The sequence below is a fragment of the Lysinibacillus sp. 1 U-2021 genome, from assembly GCF_029916965.1.
Lineage (GTDB): Bacteria > Bacillota > Bacilli > Bacillales_A > Planococcaceae > Lysinibacillus > Lysinibacillus capsici.
On record NZ_CP123966.1, the window covers coordinates 2,685,698 to 2,704,297 of the forward strand.

Here is an 18,600-nt window from a genome sequence, read left to right on the forward strand (position 1 = left end):
AGGCGGCTTTATGGCCACATTAGACAAAGACTTATTAGCGATTCAGGAAATGAGAGATGCCGTTAAACATGCTAATACAGCACAGGCTGCCTATATGCAATTTTCTCAGCAACAAGTAGACAATATTGTAAAGGCTGTCGCGGATGCTGCCTTTAAGGAAGCAGAGCGTTTAGCAAAAATGGCTGTGCAAGAAACAGGAATGGGTATTCCTAACCATAAAAAGATGAAAAATGAAGTAGCTTCACGAGATGTCTATGAAGATATTAAAGAATTAAAAACAGTTGGTATTGTGGGCTATGATCGGATGAAAAAAGTAGCTGAAATTGCAAGTCCTTTCGGTGTCATAGCTGGTATCGTGCCAACAACAAATCCAACCTCTACAGCGATCTTTAAGACACTTATTTCTTTAAAAACGAGAAATGGTTTAGTGCTTAGTCCACACCCATATGCAGTGAAATGTACAAAAGAGGCCTTAGATATTTGTCGAGTAGCTGCTGAAAAAGCAGGTGCGCCAGAAGGATTACTACAATGTTTAACAATGTCCTCCATGGAGGCAACACAGCAGCTAATGAAGCACCCAAATATCCATTTAATTTTAGCTACGGGTGGTGGTGCATTGGTCAAGGCGGCCTATAGCTCTGGCAAACCTGCCTATGGGGTTGGGCCAGGAAATGTACCAGCTTATATTGAAAAATCGGCTAATATTCAAAAGTCTGTACGTCAATTGGTGCAAAGTAAATCGTTCGATAATGGCACAATCTGTGCAACAGAGCAAGCCATTATTGTGGATAAGGTGATCGCAGAGCAAGTGCAAACAGAATTAAAGAAAAATGGTGCCTATCTATTAAATGCCGAAGAAAAAGCTAAAATGGAAAAACTGATCTCACCAGTTCCTGGGAAAGTCAATCCCCAGATTGTCGGTAAATCAGCTACTTGCCTAGCAGATTCTGTCGGTATAACGGTACCAGACGATACAAAAGTTCTTGTGGGCTTCGAAACAATGATTGGTAAAAATATTCCGTTTTCTCTTGAAAAACTATCACCAATCTTTGCGCTTTATGTTGTTGAAAACAGTACAGAAGCCAAGCAGGTGATGATTGACCTGCTCAATATTGGAGGACGCGGACATACATGCTCAATTCACACTGAAAATGCAGCATTAGCAGAGCAATTTTCTGTCGAATTACCAGTATCACGAATTGTGGTTAATACATTATCCTCAATTGGTGCAGTAGGTGGCACAACGGGCTTAGCCCCATCCTTTACATTAGGCTGTGGGACATTTGGCGGCAATATTACGTCAGACAACATTACAGCAAGACATTTATTAAATATCAAACGTATGGCGTATGGCATTAAAGATGTCGAAGTGCCAAAACCAGAATTCGAAGTACAGTCCGTTGTTGAATCGGTAGTTTCACAAGAACCTACCCTTGATACAACGATGGTTCAACAAATTGTCGATCAAGTATTAAAACAAATCACATTACAAAATAAATAAATTATTTGGAGGAATGACAAATGAGTACAGCATTAGGAATGGTAGAAACAAAAGGTTTAGTAGGAGCAATTGAAGCAGCAGACGCAATGGTAAAGGCAGCAAGCGTTAATTTAGTAGGCAAAGTACATGTAGGTGGCGGGATCGTAACAGTTCTTGTACGTGGTGATGTAGGTGCAGTAAAAGCAGCAACAGATGCAGGGGCAGCAGCAGCACAACGTGTAGGAGAGCTATTATCTGTCCATGTAATTCCACGTCCACACCACGAATTAGAAATGATTTTACCAAAAGCAGAAGCATAATTTCATGTTCTTTCAAACGCTATAGATGGAAAAATAACTACCATTTATAGAAGAGAGCTGGATCTAACTCTAGAACAGCTCTCACCTTGTCCTGATAAAATAATCAACAAAATAAAGAGGTGGCTAACATGACAACAGCAACAAAAACTTTTCCAGTGGCCATTTCGGCTCGTCATATCCATCTAAGTGAAGCGGATTTACAAGCACTTTTTGGTCCAAATGCAACCCTAACGAAAGATTTCGACTTATCACAGCCAGGGCAATTTGCTGCAAAAGAGCGCGTCTCTATTGAGGGACCTAAAGGCGTTATTCATAATGTCCGTGTCCTTGGACCTGTAAGACCAGCAACCCAAGTAGAGGTAAGCCGCACTGATGCCATGAAGCTAGGAGTGACACCACCTTTACGTCAATCAGGTGATATTGACAATTCTGCGGGTATTAAAATACTTTCTCAAGACAAAGAAATAGAGATCGAGCAGGGAGTCATCATTGCGCAAGCGCATATTCATATGACTGAGGAAGATGCCAAAGCATTGGAAGTACGCAATAATGAATTAGTTTCAGTAGAAGTTGTAAGTGATCGACCTGTCACTTTCCGAGGTGTCGTTGTCCGTGTTTCCAATGATTTTAGTCTGGAAATGCACATTGATACGGATGAAGCAAATGCTGGTTTTATCGAACAGCAGGCACAGGGTAAATTAATAAAAGTATCATCGTAAGGAGGAGGCAAGATGCAAGAAAATTTAGTACAAAAAATTGTGGAAGAAGTTCTGCAACAAGTCTTAAAAAATCAATCTTCCCCTCCACATGACGGTAAAATTCCGATTGGTGTATCTGCCCGTCATGTCCATCTTGCACAAGCAGAAGTTGAACAGCTCTTTGGTGAAAATTATCAGCTCACACCGAAATTTGAGCTTTCACAGCCAGGACAATTCGCTGCGGAGGAAACTGTAGTAATTGCAGGTCCAAAAGGGTCAATTGAACGAGTACGTATTCTTGGCCCCGCTCGTTCCTTATCGCAAGTGGAAGTAAGCTGGACAGATGCTATGAAATTGGGTCTGAAGCCACCATTAAGAATATCTGGTGATATTCAAGGTTCCAGTCCTGTTACATTGATTGGTCCAAAGGGGAGTGTTGTGTTAAATGAAGGACTCATTATTGCACAGGCACATATTCATATGTCCCCAGCGGATAGTGCAAGATTCCAAGTCGTAGATGGGCAATCCGTCCAAATTAAGGTAGAAGGTATTCGCCCGATTATTTTATCGAATGTGGTTATCCGTGTTTCAGAGCGTTATCGCTTAGAAATGCATATTGATACAGATGAAGCAAATGCAGGGTTAATTCAGCAAGGAACGCTTGCAGAAATCGTGCATCATCAAGTAAGTGAACCTATGATCACTGTGAAAGAGCAGTCGCCAGTCGTACAGAAAGTAGAGCAACCATCCGTCTATCATTATGACAAAAAGCTACTTTCACAAATAGAAGTGCTCGATATCGATGCACAAGAAATTGTCGTTCCAAAGAAAACCATTGTGACAGCATTGGCTTATGATAAGCTACGAGAGTTAAATAAAACATTAACGATTCGTTCAGAGTAGTAAGACAATCTGTGTCGCATAAAGAGGGTGAAGTTCATGCAAATGGGAAGAGTGATAGGCAGTGTATGGGCAACACGCAAGGAAGAGGGACTGAATGGTTTAAAGCTACTAATCATTCAACCCATTGATTCCAATCAACAGCCGATTCGCACAGAAATGGTTGCAGCTGATCGTATAGGAGCGGGTATTGGTGATGATGTCCTGATTACAAGTGGTGGGTCATCTCGCTATATTATGAAAGATAATCCGTTACCGATTGATGCAGTTGTCATTGGTATTATTGATTCTACAGAAGTAATGAGAGGTGAGGACAATGAGTAGCGCAATTGGAATGATCGAAACAAAAGGATTAGTTGGTTCTTATGAAGCCGCTGATGCGATGATTAAAGCGTCCGATGTCACAATCGTCAAACAAGAATTTGTGGATGGTGGCATCGTGACGATTGTCGTGAAGGGTGACGTAGGTTCTGTACAAGCTGCAGTAGAGGCTGGAAAAGCAGCAGCTATGCGTGTTGGTGAATTATTAGGCGCTCACGTCATTCCGAGACCTGATGAAGATGTCTTTAAAATGATTAAAGGACCAGAGGCACCAAAGAAAAAGGCTGTCTCTGCACCAGCAGCAACCCGTGCTAAAAAAACAACAGAAACAACATCGGCGACAGATAATCGAGGTGAGGCATAATGGCATTTCGTAAAAATAAAATCGCTGTTATTGGAGCAGGCCACACTGGTTCCACACTGAGTTTATTTTTAGCACAGAAAGAATTAGGCGATGTAGTGCTTGTTGATATTCCAGAGGCCGAGAACCCGACAAAAGGGAAAGCTTTGGATTTGCTACAAACAGGTCCCATCGAAAAATTCAATGTGTCCATTAAAGGCACGAGTCAATATGAAGATATCGCTGGCGCGGATATTGTTGTCATTACAGCAGGTATTCCACGTAAACCAGGAATGAGTCGGGATGACTTAGTCACAACAAATGCTAAAATTATTCAACAGGTTTCAAGACAAATTAAACACTATGCTCCAAATAGTATTGTTGTTGTGTTGAGTAATCCTGTTGATGCCATGACGTATGTGTGTCATAAGGAAACAGGCTTTGCCAAAAATCGTATCATCGGTCAATCTGGTGTGTTAGATACAGCTCGCTTCAACACGTTTGTGGCGCAGGAGCTTCACATTGCACCAGAGGATGTATCAGGCTTCGTCCTAGGAGGACATGGCGATGAAATGGTTCCATTAATCCGTTATTCCTATGCAGGCGGCATTCCATTAGAGAAACTAATTCCTCAGGAACGACTACAGCAAATCGTGGAGCGTACGCGTAAAGGCGGTGGTGAAATTGTTGGCTTACTAGGTAATGGTAGTGCCTACTATGCACCAGCCGCAGCGTGTGCCCAAATGGTTGAAATTATTATCAAAGATCAACGAAAAATTATCCCTTCTATTGCCCTATTAGAAGGAGAATATGGGTACCACGATCTCTTTTTAGGGGTACCAACTATTTTAGGTGGCAATGGCATCGAATCTGTCATCGAATTGCACCTAACAAATGAAGAACAAACAGCCCTTCAGCACTCTGCAGAGGCTGTGAAACAGGTAATTGCTATTTGCCAAAACATTGAATAGAGTAAACAGACTCTATTTTTCAATGGATCGAAAGGATCCCCAACTTTCTTTCCAATAAAACTTCATGATAGCTCAAAAAATGTTTGATTGGAAACCGAACATGACTTGAAGGCTAGTATAAATCCCCAATTATATAGAAAGCTCTCCTCTAGTTATGGGAGCAGAAACTGTAGCAGACTCTGTAAAGTTTGCTGCAGTTTTTTTATTCACAACTTATATCATAAAAAAAATTATCGCCTCTACTATAATGAAATTAGGAGGGATGTGGATGAACAACATTGTACAGGAGATGATTGATTGGATTGAGCTTCATCTATTAGAAGGATTTTCATTAGAGCAATTAGGAAAGGATATAGTTATTCTCCTTATTACTGTTCTTTTAAATTCCATCAGACGACAGGGATGACGATTAAAAAATATAGATCACTACGTAAAATTTATCTTTCTACTATTGCATTAAAAGATCCCCAAAAGAAAATAATCGACATCGCCTTTCACTACGGCTTTTCATCGCAGGAATCCTTTTCTAGAGCTTTTAAAAGGTATTTTGGTATAAGTCCGAATGATTACAGAAAGTCTCCTCAACCTTTACAAACCTTTGTAAAGTTGAGATTACAGGATGATGGAGGATGGTTGACGATGGATATTTCTCAGAAATTAAAAATTGAAGCATTACAAGAGAAGATGAATGTGCATTACGATCAAGAGCTATTGAATGTATTAAATGGTCAAATGATGTATGAGGAGTTCGCAAAACAACAATTAATGGGCAACAGTGATTACGTTCCTTTCAATGAAGCGATGTGTACGAATCCAACGATTAGTCCGATTTTCAGTGAAGAATTTAATAAACTGCGTGCTATAGGGCATGAGGTGTCTTTACAGCAATATGAGCAGGTGACATTGAAGCCGTTGAAGCCATTGTTAACAAATGACTATAAATGTATTGTTTTATGGTTTGGAGATGATATGTATTGTCAGATGAATTTATTGACCGTCCTTGCTTTCCTAGAGCAACAAAGGTATCAAGGCAAAGTCTATTATTATATGGTCAAGGAAATGACCTATGATGTGGAAGAAACAGAGATAGAACTTGGACCGTATGGGGAGGTCTATCAAGAGGTCTTAATGCACCATCGTCTACCCAAGACAACGCTTATACCTGTCATGTATCAGGGCATTCAATTATTTTTCAGCTATTTAATTGAAGAGAATGAGATCACTACGTATATAAAAAAACACCTCAATCTATCTCAAAATGACCTGTTAAAGCAATTGTTTTCCCTATTTCCACACTATGGATTCGGGGATAGACAATACATCAAAATAATAGAGAAGATAAAAAAGGAATATTCTGAATAATTATCCTAGAAAGTCCGCAATATACAAAATTTTCGAAAATATGATAAACTTATAACGTGAAAAGGAGGATGAATGCATGACTGTTCAACAATTTACAGACTATGTGAAGAAAATGCAGCATTATGAGGAAGCGCTCAATGTGATTTATTGGGATATGCGGACGGGTGCACCGAAAAAGGGGTTAGCACAACGTTCTGAGGTAATTGGTACATTATCAGCCTCCTTATTTGATATGCAGACGAGTGAAGAACTAGGAGAGCTTTTAGCAGCATTAGAGGCACAAAAAGCTGATCTTGACTATGTAACACTACGTTTAGTAGAAGAAGTAAGAAAGAATTACGATCAAAATAAAAAAATTCCTGCGAATGAATATAAAGAATTCGTCATTCTTCAATCGAAGGCAGAAACGGCTTGGGAAGAAGCGAAGGCGACGAATAATTTTGCTCTATTCCTACCATACCTCGAAGAAATCATACAATGGCAGAAAAAATTCATTCAATATTGGGGCATTAAAAATGGATCTCCATACAACACATTACTAGATTTATACGAGCCAGATATGACAACAGATGTCGTAGATCAAGTATTTGGTGAATTACGAGAGTCTATTGTGACGCTTGTTCAAAAAATTGCTCATTCATCGAATAAACCCTATACTACCATGTTATTTAAGCATTTCCCGCGTGAGGCACAGCGTGAATTATCGTTAGAATTGCTTGCTCAGCTCGGCTATGACTTCGATGCTGGTCGCTTGGATGAAAGTGTCCATCCATTCATGATTGGCTTAAACTATGGTGATGCGCGTATTACGACGAAATATGATGAAAATGATTTCCGTTCAGCTATTTTTGGCACAATTCATGAGTGCGGTCATGCGATGTATGAGCAAAATATTGATGAGAAGCTTGCAGGACTGCCATTAGCGACTGGTACATCGATGGGGATTCATGAATCACAATCATTATTTTATGAAAACTTTGTCGGCAGAAATGAAAAGTTCTGGGAGCATAACTACGGACGTCTTCAGCATTTTTCACCTGCACAGTTTGGAGATGTGGCATTAGCTGATTTCTTACGTGCTATTAATATGGTTGAACCATCTTTCATTCGTATTGAAGCGGACGAACTAACATATCCACTACATATCATGATTCGCTATGAAATTGAACGTGACTTATTCAATGGGGATTTACAAGCGAAAGATCTGCCGCAAGTATGGAATGATAAATATGAGGAGTATTTAGGCATTCGCCCTGAGACTGATGCACAAGGTGTTCTACAAGATATGCATTGGTCAGGTGGTATGTTTGGCTATTTCCCATCCTATGCATTGGGGATGATTTATGCAGCACAGTGGAAGCATGCGATGGACAAGGATATTCCAAACTTTGATGAGCTACTAGAAAAGGGAGAGCTACTGCCAATTCGAGAGTGGCTAACTGATAAAGTTCATCAGTATGGAGCATTGAAAAAGCCATTTGAATTGCTGAAAGAAGCGACAGGGGAAGGCTTAAATGCTAAGTATTTAGCAGACTATTTACAAGAAAAATATACAAAACTATATCAGCTATAGAAAAACAAGCGATTTCTCTAACATGAGAAATCGCTTGTTGCTTTGAAAATATTCTTACCAAAGCTTAAAGCCTTTGAGCCCCCTGGTGAATTTGAAATAATTTCGAAGATTGGAATGGTGTAAGCGAATATAATAAGGCTACTAAAATTACAAGTCAAGATTTAAAGTAAGCTACATTTCATGTTACATCAATATTTTTTATATAATGTGCAACATTATAAAGCGTCATTTTTAAAGTGAACTATGGTGTTAAACAATCTGGCCAGATTGTTGAGTAAATATTTACTTGTGTAGCTTATGTATGATGAACCGTATATAGTTTTTACTTTTTTGACCAATCAAAAATTTAGGGGTGATTATGATGACACTTAAATGGTTGTGGATATTGGTTATTGCATTTTGCGTACTAGAATGGATTTCAATTCCATTCATAAGTGCATTTACAGGAAAATTATATCAAGTAGTTGATGGTGTATTAATAATTACATTTATTATTTATCCATTATTTTTCTTGACTACTATTTTATTATTACAAAAGGGGAATAGAAAAATTGGTGCAGTCATTTTGCTTATTCCACTAATTGTGTATGCCCCCGTGTTAATAAGTCTTCAAACGTTGGTTAAATAATGTATTACTAATTGAGTTAACGAGGTGCTTTGTAAAACAAGAGTTTCAAAAATTATCGAACTTTAGAAATTTAATCGATGCCATTCAATAAGAACAAGCTTTGATTATAAAGTGAAAAAAGCGATTTCTCGTTACAGAGAAATCGCTTTTTTATAGGAAGATGCGTTTGGATGCTTACCACAATTGATAGCCTTTAGAGCCGGCTGGTGAGTTTGAAATAATATCGATAATTGGTACTGTGTAAGCGAATAAAATTAAGGCTACTAAAATAACAAGCCAGATTTTAAAGTTTTCTAAAATAGCTGGTGTTGGACCGCTAAGCTCATGTACATCACCTACAGGGAATTCTTCGTCACCTTTAGGTGCGAACCAAGCTAATTTCACGACGATATAAATGATCACTAGGATGGCGATAAAGAGGATTGTTCCCCCCACAGCTTGCGCGATTTGATAAGGAATCCAATCATAAGCCTGCTGAGCGCCACCATATTCGGAGTAATCTGAACGACGAGGTGCGCCGAACAGACCAGCAATATGCATTGCAGAAGACATAATCGTCATACCAGTAGCCCATAAGATACCAGCGAAATTACTAAGATTATTTAAAGACTTCGAAAGTGTACGACCTGTTAAATGTGGAATTAACCAGAACGCCGCACCGAAGTAAGTTAACACAACAGCTGTTGCAATCGTTAAATGGAAATGCCCTGTAACCCAAATGGTATTATGAATTAATTGGTTCATTTGATAAGAGGCATTGACAATACCGCCAGCACCACCTGGAATAAATGACACCATACCGATAAATGGTACGAAGAAACGAGCATCCTTCCAAGGTAATTTTTTAAACCAACCAAATAGTCCTTTGCCACCTAATTCACGTCCACGTAACTCGAACATTGCAAACATCGAGAAGGCTGTCATGAGAGAAGGCACGATTACAGCAAATGTTAAAACAACTTGAATGAACTTCCATGTACCATCAATACCAGGCTCTGTTAACTGATGGTGAATCCCAACAGGAATAGAGAAGAGTAAGAACAGCATAAACGAAAGTCTTGCTAAAGAATCGGAGAAAATTTTTCCGCCAATTACTTTTGGAATAATCACGTACCAAACCATATAGGCAGGTAATAACCAGAAGTATACAAGTGCATGACCAAAATACCAGAAAAGGGTACGTGATAATGCCACATCGACACGTTCAATTAAACCTAAGGACCATGGTAACAATTGAATTAAAACTGAAGCTGCAACACCAAGCGTTGCCACGAACCACATTAAATTATTAACAACTACCATAAATGATAGTAACGGGCTGCGTTGTCCACTCGCTTTATTTTCTTTGCGCCATTGGACATAGCGTAAAATTTGACCTGCTCCACCAACCCAAGAACCAACTACGACTAATGTAAGACCTAAATAGAAAATCCAATGTGCCTTTAATGGTGCATAGAATGTATAAAGAACAGTTGCTTTATTCAATAACACCATCGTTGCGGCAGCAGCTGTACCGATCGTCATTAACCAGAAACCAATCCAGCCAAGTCTTCTCTGAGTATCAGTGAATGTACCAGAAGTTCGACTTACACTTGCAATTTGGAAGCCGTAAATAAAGAATGTAGTTAATATAAGACCGAGTAATACACCATGAACTGTTAATACTTGATAATAACCAATGCCTGCTGGTAAAGTAAATTGACCAGAACGTACAAAAACCTGTAATAAACCTGCAAGACCACCTAATAACAATGCGATAAATGCCACGTAAATGTGTGCCATTGCTAGCTTTGCATCTCGACGATCCACTTTTGTCATTGAATTAGTGTGACTCATTTGAATCCACCACCTTTAGCATAGAGTGCATCATCGTATGTCCTGTACCACAATACTCATTACATACGATTAAAAACTCGCCGACCTTATTGACTTCTGTTACATATTCCGAAATATAGCCAGGCTCAAGCATCATATTGATATTCGTACCTGCAACCTCAAAACCATGCATAACATCCTCGCTTGTCGCGATAAATTTCACTTTCGCACCAAGTGGAACCTCAATTTGTGGAGGATTATAATTGAATGCAGAAGCAACTACTACCACTTCGTAATCCCAATCTTTACCTTCAACCTTATGGACACCTGGATTATCAAAAGGCGCTGTCTCTTTCACTTTCTCGTAATCTAGTGTTTTTTTACCATTGTTTGGATGGGAGCCTTGATGAAATGCTCCGATACCGAGAATGATCAGGAATGCCACTAAAGTGGTAACTCCAAACACAAGCCAGTATTTCTCATACTTATGTATGTGCATATATTTCTGTCCCTTCTTCGTAGATTAAAACCGTCCAATGAACAAATCGAAGCAGTACACCCAAAGTAAAATGATGATAATACCTACTCCAAAAACTGCATAGAGTGAACCTTTTAAATTTTCATCTGACTTCTTTTTATTTGCCATTTTTGCTCCTCCTACGCTTTTTTATTGTTGTGTTTCTTACTGTCATCATATAAAAATCCCCTACATTTTGATGTGAAAAAAATCACACTTCTAGGGGAATTATGTGAAAAAAGTGTGAAGAATTTAAGAGAGAAAAAAAACAAGCCATCTCAAAAGTCATTGAGATGGCTTGTTTAATGATTATAATAAACTTTTTTTAATAAAAATAGTAGATTTTAAGGAAGGAGAACAGTCCTTCTTATTCCTTTTGAGCGAACGGCAAATCTTACAAATAAATGCTGAATGTCTTGCATATAATGTCTTATTTGTAACAGACTAAAACCTACTAAGCGCTATTCCGCTTCTTCTTCAATTGTTAATAGAACTGTTAGGGCACCGACGCTTGGGACCGAAACTGGGAGTGCAAATGCCTTTTCAAAGCCATATAATTTTGTATTGCCCACCATCACCGTTGGCGGAGTGATATCAATTTCTAAGCTTTCTTGCCCAACAGCTGTACATAAATTTCCTGCAATCATGTTACCAAATTCCCCTGTAAAAGATTCTAGCATTTCTCCTTCAAGCGGCATACCAAACATGGTACTACCGATCCCGCTGAACACTTCGGGAGAGGAGTCAATGATGACGCGTCCCTTTAAATCTCCGATTAAGCCAATTAATACGCCCATTTGTTGCTGTTGAAAGGGTTCAGAAATAATACTAGGCGACTTTACTTCTATATCCATAGGAAGAATGGTTTTTAAAGCGTGAATTGTCCCGTTTAAAATAGTTTGAAAGTACTTCGAATTACTCATCATTACCGCATCCTTTTTCCGACTTTTCTACATCTTACCATGTAAAAAGGGTAAGATGAAAGTATGTCTTGACGAATTCACATGAAATTTATAATATATTAATGAGAATGATTTTCAAATTCAATGTAAACGTCTGAAAACTTAACGAAAAATAACTAAGAAGGAGCGGTTCGCAATGACTTTCGTATTAATTGGAGCAGCTGTAGTGATCTATATTGGAGTTGGAAAATACGTCATGAACCAGGCAACTGCACATTTGAAATAAGAGCTAATACTTGATAAACATGTTTAGGCATGGTCCGAATATTCGGACCATGTTTTTTTGTATTTCTAGGAATGCAGCGCTAGATTAAATATTCTTTCAGAATAATTTAATTAAGAGGAATTTTTATTTTTTTCTGAAAACTATTGAAATAACTAAGTTTTTTCTGTTAAGATTTTAAAAAATGGAATCGCGTTTCATATTTTGGAACGGAGGGGGAAATGAGTTTGAATATTTTAGAAGTAAGCGATTTGAAAATAGGTATTCAACAAAATAAAAAAGATATTGCCATTGTGAATGGAGTATCATTTCAACTTGAAAAAGGAAAAACTTTGGGGATTGTAGGGGAATCAGGGTGTGGAAAAAGCATGACATCACTTTCACTTATGGGATTGTTACCTGCTGGGGTTAACTGGCAAGGTGGAGAAGTTTACATAGATCAAAAACAAATTAATAAAAAATCGAATAAGGAATGGCGAAAGATTCGTGGGAAAAAAATTTCTATGATTTTTCAAGAACCAATGAGTTCGCTCAATCCAGTATATAAGGTTGGTTCACAAATTATGGAAATGATTCATAGTCATGAAAAAATTTCAAGGAAAGAAGCTCATGAACGTGCCGTTGATATGCTTCGTCTCGTAGGTATTCCTCGACCAGATAAAGTAGTAAATGAATATCCTCATCAATTATCAGGAGGAATGCGACAAAGGGTTATGATCGCCATGGCATTGGCTTGTGGACCAGAAATATTAATTGCAGATGAGCCTACTACAGCATTAGATGTGACAATCCAGGCTCAGATTTTAGATTTAATGAGAGACATACAAGAAAAATTAAATATGTCCATCATTTTAATTACCCATGATCTTGGTGTAGTAGCAGAAATATGTGAGAAAGTAATTGTGATGTATGCTGGTGAAATTGTTGAAGAGGCAACAGTGCTAGATTTGTTTAATTATCCGCTGCATCCATATACAAAGGGGTTATTAAATTCATTGCCTGACATTGAATCAGAACAAGAGTACCTTCCATCAATTGAAGGGGTGGTGCCATCACCATCCGATATGCCTTCAGGTTGTAGATTTTTCGATCGCTGCGAATTTGCAACAGATCAATGTAAAAAGAAGCCTGATCTATATACAACCTCTATGGGTACCAAAGTTAGATGTTGGCTGTACGAAGAGAACGAAGTAGGAGGGGGAATTGTCAATGGGCAGTCCATTGTTAGAAGTTAAACATTTAAAGAAATATTTTTCAGTTAAAGGATCACGTTCAGGTCATTTAAAAGCAGTAGATGATGTTTCATTTTTTGTAAATGAGGGTGAGGTTTTAGGAATTGTCGGAGAGTCTGGGTGCGGGAAGTCCACTATGGGTAAAACATTAATTCAACTTCTAACACCTACTGAGGGTGAAATTTTACTGAATGGAGAAAATATTGCCACTCTTAGCCCAAAAGAGGTACGTCAAAAGCGCCGTGATATGCAAATCATCTTTCAAGATCCTTTTTCTTCCCTTAATCCTCGTATGAAGGTGTTTAAAATAATCGAAGAACCTTTGGTGAATTTTGGAATAGGTACAAAGGAAGAGAGAAAACAACGCGTTTATGAAGTAGCCAAACAGGTTGGACTTACACAAAAGCAGTTAGAACGTTTTCCACATGAATTTTCGGGTGGTCAAAGACAACGGATTGGAATTGCTAGAGCATTAGTGTCCAATCCAAAATTGATTGTTGCAGATGAACCAGTATCTGCTCTGGATGTTTCCATTCAATCTCAAGTATTAAATATTATGAAAGATTTAAAAAAGGAAATGAACCTTACCTACATTTTCATATCACATGATTTAAGTGTAGTGCATCATTTTTGTGACCGCATAGGGGTAATGTACTTAGGTAAGTTAGTGGAAATGGCAGATAAACACGAATTATTTAATAATCCTAAACATCCATACACAAAAGCTTTACTATCGGCATTACCAAAATCTCATCCTTCAAAAATAAAGGAGCGAATTGTGCTAAGTGGAGATGTTCCCAATCCTGCTAATCCACCATCGGGCTGTACATTCCATACACGATGCCCAAACTGCATGGAAATATGTAAAGTGACACCTCCAAAATTAAAAAAAATTGGCGATAAGCATGAAGTTTCCTGTTTACTTTATGAAGAGCAAATGGAGCGATTAACATGAGCAAAACATTGGAAAAAGGTATTAATATTTTAACGTTATTTACTGAAGAAAAACCTTCTTGGCGGTTAGACGAGCTAGCGATCGAAACAGATATTCCTAAACCGACTTTACATAGGTTTTTAAAAACATTTACAGATTTAGGCGTATTAAAACGTCCTTACGTTCAAAGCGGTGGACAGTTAGTATTGAGTGATCATTATCTACTTGGGAATAAACTCATTGAATTAGGTGCAATTGCTGCAAATTCAATTGAAATTCGTTCTTTGGCTATACCATATATGAAGATGTTGCAACAGAAGTTTGACTTGGCTGTTCAACTAAGCATACTGGATGAAACAGATGGTCTTTATATCGAAAAAATCGAAAGTTTAAAACCAGTTTTATTATATACACGGGTGGGGAGAAGAGCACCTCTTTATGCAGGCGCTTGTTCACGAATACTTTTATCCTTTCAATCAGAAGAAAAAATTAGTGAGGTACTTCAAAAAACTCGTAAAAAATATGCTAGTGGAACACCTGTTACTGATGAAGAGATATTCGAACTAATTGAATTTGGAAAAAAAAATGGCTATGCCTACAGCGTGTCAGAATTGGAAGAAGGCACTGTATCAATAGCCGTACCGATTTTCAATAGCGAACGCAAAGTAGAATACTCGATTAGTATAGCGGGCATAGAGACACTCATACCAAAAGAAAAAATAAATGCATTTTTAGAAGGTCTGTGGGAAACGGCAGCTTCAATATCTGCTGAACTAGGTTATTCGATGCCATATCCTTATGGCGTATAGATAGCACAAATACAAAAGGGGATGAACAATGTATGAAGAAACAAAAATGGATTGCGCTATTACTTGTTTGTATGATGGTTGTTTTAACAGCATGTAGTGGCGGTACATCATCAAAAGACGAAAGTAAAAATAGTAGCAAATCATCTGGTGATAATCCAGCAGCAACACGTGGAAATGAATTAGTTATTCGTGTGGCAGGAGACCCACAAAACTGGGACCCAATTGATACATTTTTACTTGCTTGGAGTACAGTAGCAACATCGATATTTGAAGGATTAGTAAGTCGTTCTTTAGATTTAGAAATTCAACCAGGGTTAGCGGAATCATGGGAATATATAGATGATAAAACGATTGTGTTTAAATTACGACAAGGTGTTACCTTCCATAATGGCGAACCGTTTAATGCGGAAGCAGTTAAATTTACATTTGATCGTCTACTAGGAGAAGAAGGTCAACAAGGACCGCAATATTCAAACTATACGTCGATTGACAATGTTGAAGTGACAGGTGACTATGAAGTCACTATGCACCTAAATGCCATTGACCCAGTATTATTGACTAAACTTTCAGGATATGGTGCTGTCATCGTACCACCTAAATATATCCAAGAACAGGGTGCAGAGAATTTTGACATGAAGCCGGTTGGTACGGGTCCATTTAAAATGACTGATTATCAACGTGATAAACAAGTAGTTATTGAGCGATATGAAGATTATTGGAATAAAGATGCTATTAAACTAGATAAAGTAACATTTAAAGTGATTCCAGAAACAGCGACGGCACTGGCAGAATTACAAACAGGAAATATTGATATTATGACACGTTTAGAGGTTTCGCAAGCAGCAACAGCAGAAGGAACTGATTTCATTGAATTAAAGGATGTGTCCACTCCTACAGCGTATTCAATTCGTTTTGATACAGCACAAAAGCCTGTAGATGATGTACGTGTTCGTCAAGCGATTAACTATGCCATTGATAAGGAAACAATAGTGAAAGAAATTTTAGGTGGCTATGGCAACCTCATTAGTTCGTTCCAAAGTAATCTATCTTTTGGCTATAACAAAGATTTAGAGCCATATCCATATGATCCAGAAAAAGCAAAAAAATTACTTGCCGAAGCTAAGGTTCCTGAAGGTACTACTCTTGAATTCTTTATTCCAGGTACGGATGGAACTTTTAAAGAAATAGCCCAAGCAGTAGCATTTTATTTACAAGAAGTGGGATTAAAAGTTTCTATTAATAGTGTGGAAAATACTACATTCCAATCAGAGTTAATACCACAAGGGAAAGCTGGTCAAATGTATAAAAATGGCTGGGGTGGTTGGACTTTAGATTTTGATAATACAGCTTATTTAATGTATCACGAAGGGGAATTCTGGAATCCATCCTATAAAAATGAAAAAGTTGAACAATTATTAACGGCAGAGCGAGCAACGATTAATAATGAGGAGCGTCAAAAAATCTTTAAAGAGCTGACAGAAGTGTTATATGAAGATGCTACAGAAGTTAATTTATATTCTGAGGTTGAAATATACGCAGTGAATAAACGAATAAAAGATTTCCAACCACCTCATGATGGCCGCTTTAGATTTGAAGGTGTCACTGTCGAGTAAGTAAAAAATTATGAGATAGTATGCTTGTCATACTATCTCTTTCATTTCAAATTAGGAGGATGGAATTATGCTTTCCTATATACTACGACGTATATCGCATACAGTGTTGGTGATAATAGCTGTCTCATTAATTATATTTTTCGCCATTCGTTTAACGGGGGATCCCGTAAGCATCATGTTCGGTGCTGGGGAACCTTCACAACAAGCAGTAGAGGAACTGACAGCAAAGTTGGGTTTAGATAAACCTATTTGGGAGCAATATATCATATTCATGAAAGATTTAGTAACGCTTGATTTTGGTACATCGTATCGTTCGAATAGTCCTGTTTTGGAAATGTTGTTAGAACGAGCATGGCCAACACTAGCACTTGCTTTAGGGGGGATGACTGTAGCATTGTTAATCGCTATTCCTATCGGTATCCTATCTGCAGTTTATAAAGGCAAGTCCATTGATATTTTTGGTCGTATTTTTTCTTTATTAGGTATCTCTTTCCCTAATTTTTGGTTAGCGTTTATGCTAATCTTGATCTTTGCTGTTCAGTTAAAATGGTTACCTGTATCGGGCTTTGATGGGTTTAGCTCATTGATCCTTCCATCCATTGCATTGGGTCTGATTTTATCTGGTATTTTAGTTCGATTAATTCGTACCTCTATGCTTGAAGTGCTTAAAATGCAATATGTGACAACTGCTCGAGCAAAAGGAATTAGAGAATGGCTTGTCATTATTCGACATGCCTTTCGCAATGCCTTATTGCCAACTGTGACGTTTGTTGGGTTACAGTTCGGTGGACTCTTAGGGGGGGCTGTTATTGTAGAGCAAGTATTTTCTTGGCCAGGAATCGGAAGATTAATTGTTGATTCTATTAATCAACGAGATTATCCAGTCGTACAGGGTGGGGTAATTCTCCTAGCTCTTATCATGATTGCTGTCAATCTAATTGTTGATTTATGTTATTCATTAATTAACCCAAAAATACGCACTGGAAGAGGTGACAATTAATGACACAGATAATGGAAGCAGAAACAGTCGAAATAAAAAAGGTTAGTAGAATAATAAGTATTTTAAAGTTTATTAAAAATAATCCAACTGGGATAATCGGTCTATTATTAGTTGTCACGACTATTCTATGTGCGATATTTGCCCCTTATATTGCTCCACATGATCCAGGAGCAGCTAGCTTAGGACATCGTCTAGATTTGCCTAAATGGTTAGATGATACTGGTAAATCACAATATTTACTGGGGGGAGACCAAGTGGGACGGGATTTACTCAGTAGGATTATATATGGTGCTCGTATTTCCCTTTTGGTAGGTATTTGTGGTGTGCTCATTTCGTTAGTCCTTGGAACATTTCTTGGAATTGTGTCAGGGTATTTTGGGAAATGGATGGACGATTTAATTATGAGGTTAGCTGAAGTTCAATTAGGTCTGCCATTTATTTTACTAGCAATTGTCATTATGAGTGTATTTGGAACAGGGATTGAAAAAATCATTATTATTCTTGGACTTACATATTGGGTTAGTTTTGCTAGGCTAATTCGAGGGGAGATTTTAGCTCTAAAGGAACAAGAATATATACAGGCTGCAAAGGCAATCGGAGGCACACATTTTAAAATTATCCTTAAGCACATTTTACCAAATGTTGCTTCTTCGATTTTAGTGTTAGCAACGATGTGTATCGCAGAGTTTATTTTATTAGAGGCTTCACTAACATTTTTAGGGTTAGGTGTTGAACCGACAGTACCTTCGTGGGGCGGAATGTTAGCAGACAGTCGGAATTATATGACGTCAGCTTGGTGGATTTCCGTATTTCCAGGTATTGCAATTATGTTAACTGTACTAGGCTTTAATTTACTAGGAGATTGGCTACGAGATCGCTTAGATCCAAATATGAAAGTTTAG

The 18,600-nt window shown here is 38.0% G+C and carries 19 protein-coding genes and 1 pseudogene; 16 read left to right on the forward strand and 4 right to left on the reverse strand.

The features are described 5' to 3' along the window. Positions 1 to 10 precede the first annotated feature (10 nt). The 10 genes and pseudogenes from QH639_RS13840 (at position 11) to QH639_RS13885 (ending at position 8,593) form a co-directional block, all read left to right on the forward strand. On the forward strand, positions 11 to 1,501 hold the full coding sequence (locus tag QH639_RS13840) for an aldehyde dehydrogenase family protein (protein ID WP_009370494.1): 1,491 nt from the start codon (positions 11 to 13) through the stop codon (positions 1,499 to 1,501). Positions 1,502 to 1,521: 20 nt separating this feature from the next. Next, positions 1,522 to 1,800: a BMC domain-containing protein gene (locus QH639_RS13845; protein ID WP_004269321.1), complete on the forward strand. Its 279-nt coding sequence runs from the start codon at positions 1,522 to 1,524 to the stop codon at positions 1,798 to 1,800. A 128-nt stretch (positions 1,801 to 1,928) separates the two neighbouring features. After that, a complete protein-coding gene (locus QH639_RS13850) occupies positions 1,929 to 2,519 on the forward strand; it encodes a phosphate propanoyltransferase (RefSeq protein WP_281114682.1) in 591 nt (196 codons plus the stop codon). Between the two features lie 12 nt (positions 2,520 to 2,531). Continuing rightward, positions 2,532 to 3,401 (forward strand): phosphate propanoyltransferase, encoded by an 870-nt coding sequence (locus QH639_RS13855; protein WP_009370493.1) that lies wholly within the window; start codon positions 2,532 to 2,534, stop codon positions 3,399 to 3,401. Between the two features lie 36 nt (positions 3,402 to 3,437). Continuing rightward, positions 3,438 to 3,722, forward strand: a complete 285-nt coding sequence (locus QH639_RS13860) for a EutN/CcmL family microcompartment protein (protein WP_004269324.1) — start codon at positions 3,438 to 3,440, stop codon at positions 3,720 to 3,722. After that, a complete protein-coding gene (locus tag QH639_RS13865; protein WP_016991930.1) occupies positions 3,715 to 4,083 on the forward strand; it encodes a BMC domain-containing protein in 369 nt (122 codons plus the stop codon). Before QH639_RS13860 ends, QH639_RS13865 begins: the two co-directional genes overlap by 8 nt. Beyond that, on the forward strand, positions 4,083 to 5,030 hold the full coding sequence (mdh, locus tag QH639_RS13870) for a malate dehydrogenase (RefSeq protein WP_016991928.1): 948 nt from the start codon (positions 4,083 to 4,085) through the stop codon (positions 5,028 to 5,030). The genes QH639_RS13865 and mdh overlap by 1 nt, the downstream gene beginning before the upstream one ends. Positions 5,031 to 5,298: 268 nt before the next feature. Continuing rightward, positions 5,299 to 6,392, forward strand: a pseudogene (locus QH639_RS13875) (helix-turn-helix domain-containing protein). A 76-nt stretch (positions 6,393 to 6,468) separates the two neighbouring features. Continuing rightward, entirely contained in the window at positions 6,469 to 7,965 is a 1,497-nt protein-coding gene (locus tag QH639_RS13880) for a carboxypeptidase M32 (protein ID WP_281114683.1), read from the forward strand. Between the two features lie 361 nt (positions 7,966 to 8,326). Further along, the gene (locus QH639_RS13885) at positions 8,327 to 8,593 is read left to right on the forward strand and encodes a hypothetical protein (protein ID WP_066037679.1); all 267 of its coding nucleotides are present in this window, start codon (positions 8,327 to 8,329) and stop codon (positions 8,591 to 8,593) included. Positions 8,594 to 8,767: 174 nt separating this feature from the next. On the opposite strand, the gene QH639_RS13890 is transcribed toward QH639_RS13885, so the two are convergent. From QH639_RS13890 to QH639_RS13905, 4 genes are all read right to left on the reverse strand, one after another. After that, a complete protein-coding gene (locus QH639_RS13890; RefSeq protein WP_066037680.1) occupies positions 8,768 to 10,429 on the reverse strand; it encodes a b(o/a)3-type cytochrome-c oxidase subunit 1 in 1,662 nt (553 codons plus the stop codon). Further along, a complete protein-coding gene (locus QH639_RS13895; RefSeq protein ID WP_004269330.1) occupies positions 10,416 to 10,907 on the reverse strand; it encodes a cupredoxin domain-containing protein in 492 nt (163 codons plus the stop codon). Before QH639_RS13895 ends, QH639_RS13890 begins: the two co-directional genes overlap by 14 nt. A 24-nt stretch (positions 10,908 to 10,931) precedes the next feature. Further along, positions 10,932 to 11,054: a hypothetical protein gene (locus QH639_RS13900; protein ID WP_009370491.1), complete on the reverse strand. Its 123-nt coding sequence runs from the start codon at positions 11,052 to 11,054 to the stop codon at positions 10,932 to 10,934. Positions 11,055 to 11,386: 332 nt separating this feature from the next. After that, positions 11,387 to 11,848: a chemotaxis protein CheX gene (locus QH639_RS13905; RefSeq protein ID WP_004269332.1), complete on the reverse strand. Its 462-nt coding sequence runs from the start codon at positions 11,846 to 11,848 to the stop codon at positions 11,387 to 11,389. Positions 11,849 to 12,331: 483 nt separating this feature from the next. Here QH639_RS13905 and QH639_RS13910 point away from each other — a divergent pair, with 483 nt between their 5' ends. The 6 genes from QH639_RS13910 (at position 12,332) to QH639_RS13935 (ending at position 18,600) form a co-directional block, all read left to right on the forward strand. Further along, a complete protein-coding gene (locus tag QH639_RS13910; RefSeq protein WP_193767300.1) occupies positions 12,332 to 13,345 on the forward strand; it encodes an ABC transporter ATP-binding protein in 1,014 nt (337 codons plus the stop codon). Then, complete coding sequence (locus QH639_RS13915; protein WP_066037682.1) at positions 13,320 to 14,297, forward strand: ABC transporter ATP-binding protein; 978 nt, start codon at positions 13,320 to 13,322, stop codon at positions 14,295 to 14,297. The genes QH639_RS13910 and QH639_RS13915 overlap by 26 nt, the downstream gene beginning before the upstream one ends. Further along, positions 14,294 to 15,085: an IclR family transcriptional regulator gene (locus QH639_RS13920; RefSeq protein WP_066037683.1), complete on the forward strand. Its 792-nt coding sequence runs from the start codon at positions 14,294 to 14,296 to the stop codon at positions 15,083 to 15,085. The genes QH639_RS13915 and QH639_RS13920 overlap by 4 nt, the downstream gene beginning before the upstream one ends. 32 nt (positions 15,086 to 15,117) lie before the next feature. Then, the gene (locus QH639_RS13925) at positions 15,118 to 16,698 is read left to right on the forward strand and encodes an ABC transporter substrate-binding protein (protein ID WP_066037684.1); all 1,581 of its coding nucleotides are present in this window, start codon (positions 15,118 to 15,120) and stop codon (positions 16,696 to 16,698) included. Positions 16,699 to 16,765: 67 nt separating this feature from the next. Further along, a complete protein-coding gene (gene nikB / locus QH639_RS13930; protein ID WP_066037685.1) occupies positions 16,766 to 17,698 on the forward strand; it encodes a nickel ABC transporter permease in 933 nt (310 codons plus the stop codon). Further along, positions 17,698 to 18,600, forward strand: coding sequence for an ABC transporter permease (locus QH639_RS13935; RefSeq protein ID WP_016991918.1), 903 nt, complete (start codon positions 17,698 to 17,700; stop codon positions 18,598 to 18,600). Before nikB ends, QH639_RS13935 begins: the two co-directional genes overlap by 1 nt.

What these genes read in the sequence shown, in the direction of transcription:
- QH639_RS13920 (WP_066037683.1), top strand. Translation starts at nt 14,294, where the DNA reads ATGAGCAAAACATTGGAAAAAGGTATTAATATTTTAACGTTATTTACT.
- QH639_RS13855 (WP_009370493.1), top strand. Translation starts at nt 2,532, where the DNA reads ATGCAAGAAAATTTAGTACAAAAAATTGTGGAAGAAGTTCTGCAACAA.
- QH639_RS13840 (WP_009370494.1), top strand. Translation starts at nt 11, where the DNA reads ATGGCCACATTAGACAAAGACTTATTAGCGATTCAGGAAATGAGAGAT.
- QH639_RS13865 (WP_016991930.1), top strand. Translation starts at nt 3,715, where the DNA reads ATGAGTAGCGCAATTGGAATGATCGAAACAAAAGGATTAGTTGGTTCT.
- QH639_RS13885 (WP_066037679.1), top strand. Translation starts at nt 8,327, where the DNA reads ATGACACTTAAATGGTTGTGGATATTGGTTATTGCATTTTGCGTACTA.
- QH639_RS13850 (WP_281114682.1), top strand. Translation starts at nt 1,929, where the DNA reads ATGACAACAGCAACAAAAACTTTTCCAGTGGCCATTTCGGCTCGTCAT.
- QH639_RS13925 (WP_066037684.1), top strand. Translation starts at nt 15,118, where the DNA reads ATGAAGAAACAAAAATGGATTGCGCTATTACTTGTTTGTATGATGGTT.
- mdh (WP_016991928.1), top strand. Translation starts at nt 4,083, where the DNA reads ATGGCATTTCGTAAAAATAAAATCGCTGTTATTGGAGCAGGCCACACT.
- QH639_RS13860 (WP_004269324.1), top strand. Translation starts at nt 3,438, where the DNA reads ATGCAAATGGGAAGAGTGATAGGCAGTGTATGGGCAACACGCAAGGAA.
- QH639_RS13880 (WP_281114683.1), top strand. Translation starts at nt 6,469, where the DNA reads ATGACTGTTCAACAATTTACAGACTATGTGAAGAAAATGCAGCATTAT.
- QH639_RS13935 (WP_016991918.1), top strand. Translation starts at nt 17,698, where the DNA reads ATGACACAGATAATGGAAGCAGAAACAGTCGAAATAAAAAAGGTTAGT.
- QH639_RS13845 (WP_004269321.1), top strand. Translation starts at nt 1,522, where the DNA reads ATGAGTACAGCATTAGGAATGGTAGAAACAAAAGGTTTAGTAGGAGCA.
- QH639_RS13900 (WP_009370491.1), bottom strand. Translation starts at nt 11,054, where the DNA reads ATGGCAAATAAAAAGAAGTCAGATGAAAATTTAAAAGGTTCACTCTAT.
- QH639_RS13905 (WP_004269332.1), bottom strand. Translation starts at nt 11,848, where the DNA reads ATGAGTAATTCGAAGTACTTTCAAACTATTTTAAACGGGACAATTCAC.
- QH639_RS13890 (WP_066037680.1), bottom strand. Translation starts at nt 10,429, where the DNA reads ATGAGTCACACTAATTCAATGACAAAAGTGGATCGTCGAGATGCAAAG.
- QH639_RS13910 (WP_193767300.1), top strand. Translation starts at nt 12,332, where the DNA reads ATGAGTTTGAATATTTTAGAAGTAAGCGATTTGAAAATAGGTATTCAA.
- QH639_RS13915 (WP_066037682.1), top strand. Translation starts at nt 13,320, where the DNA reads ATGGGCAGTCCATTGTTAGAAGTTAAACATTTAAAGAAATATTTTTCA.
- QH639_RS13895 (WP_004269330.1), bottom strand. Translation starts at nt 10,907, where the DNA reads ATGCACATACATAAGTATGAGAAATACTGGCTTGTGTTTGGAGTTACC.
- nikB (WP_066037685.1), top strand. Translation starts at nt 16,766, where the DNA reads ATGCTTTCCTATATACTACGACGTATATCGCATACAGTGTTGGTGATA.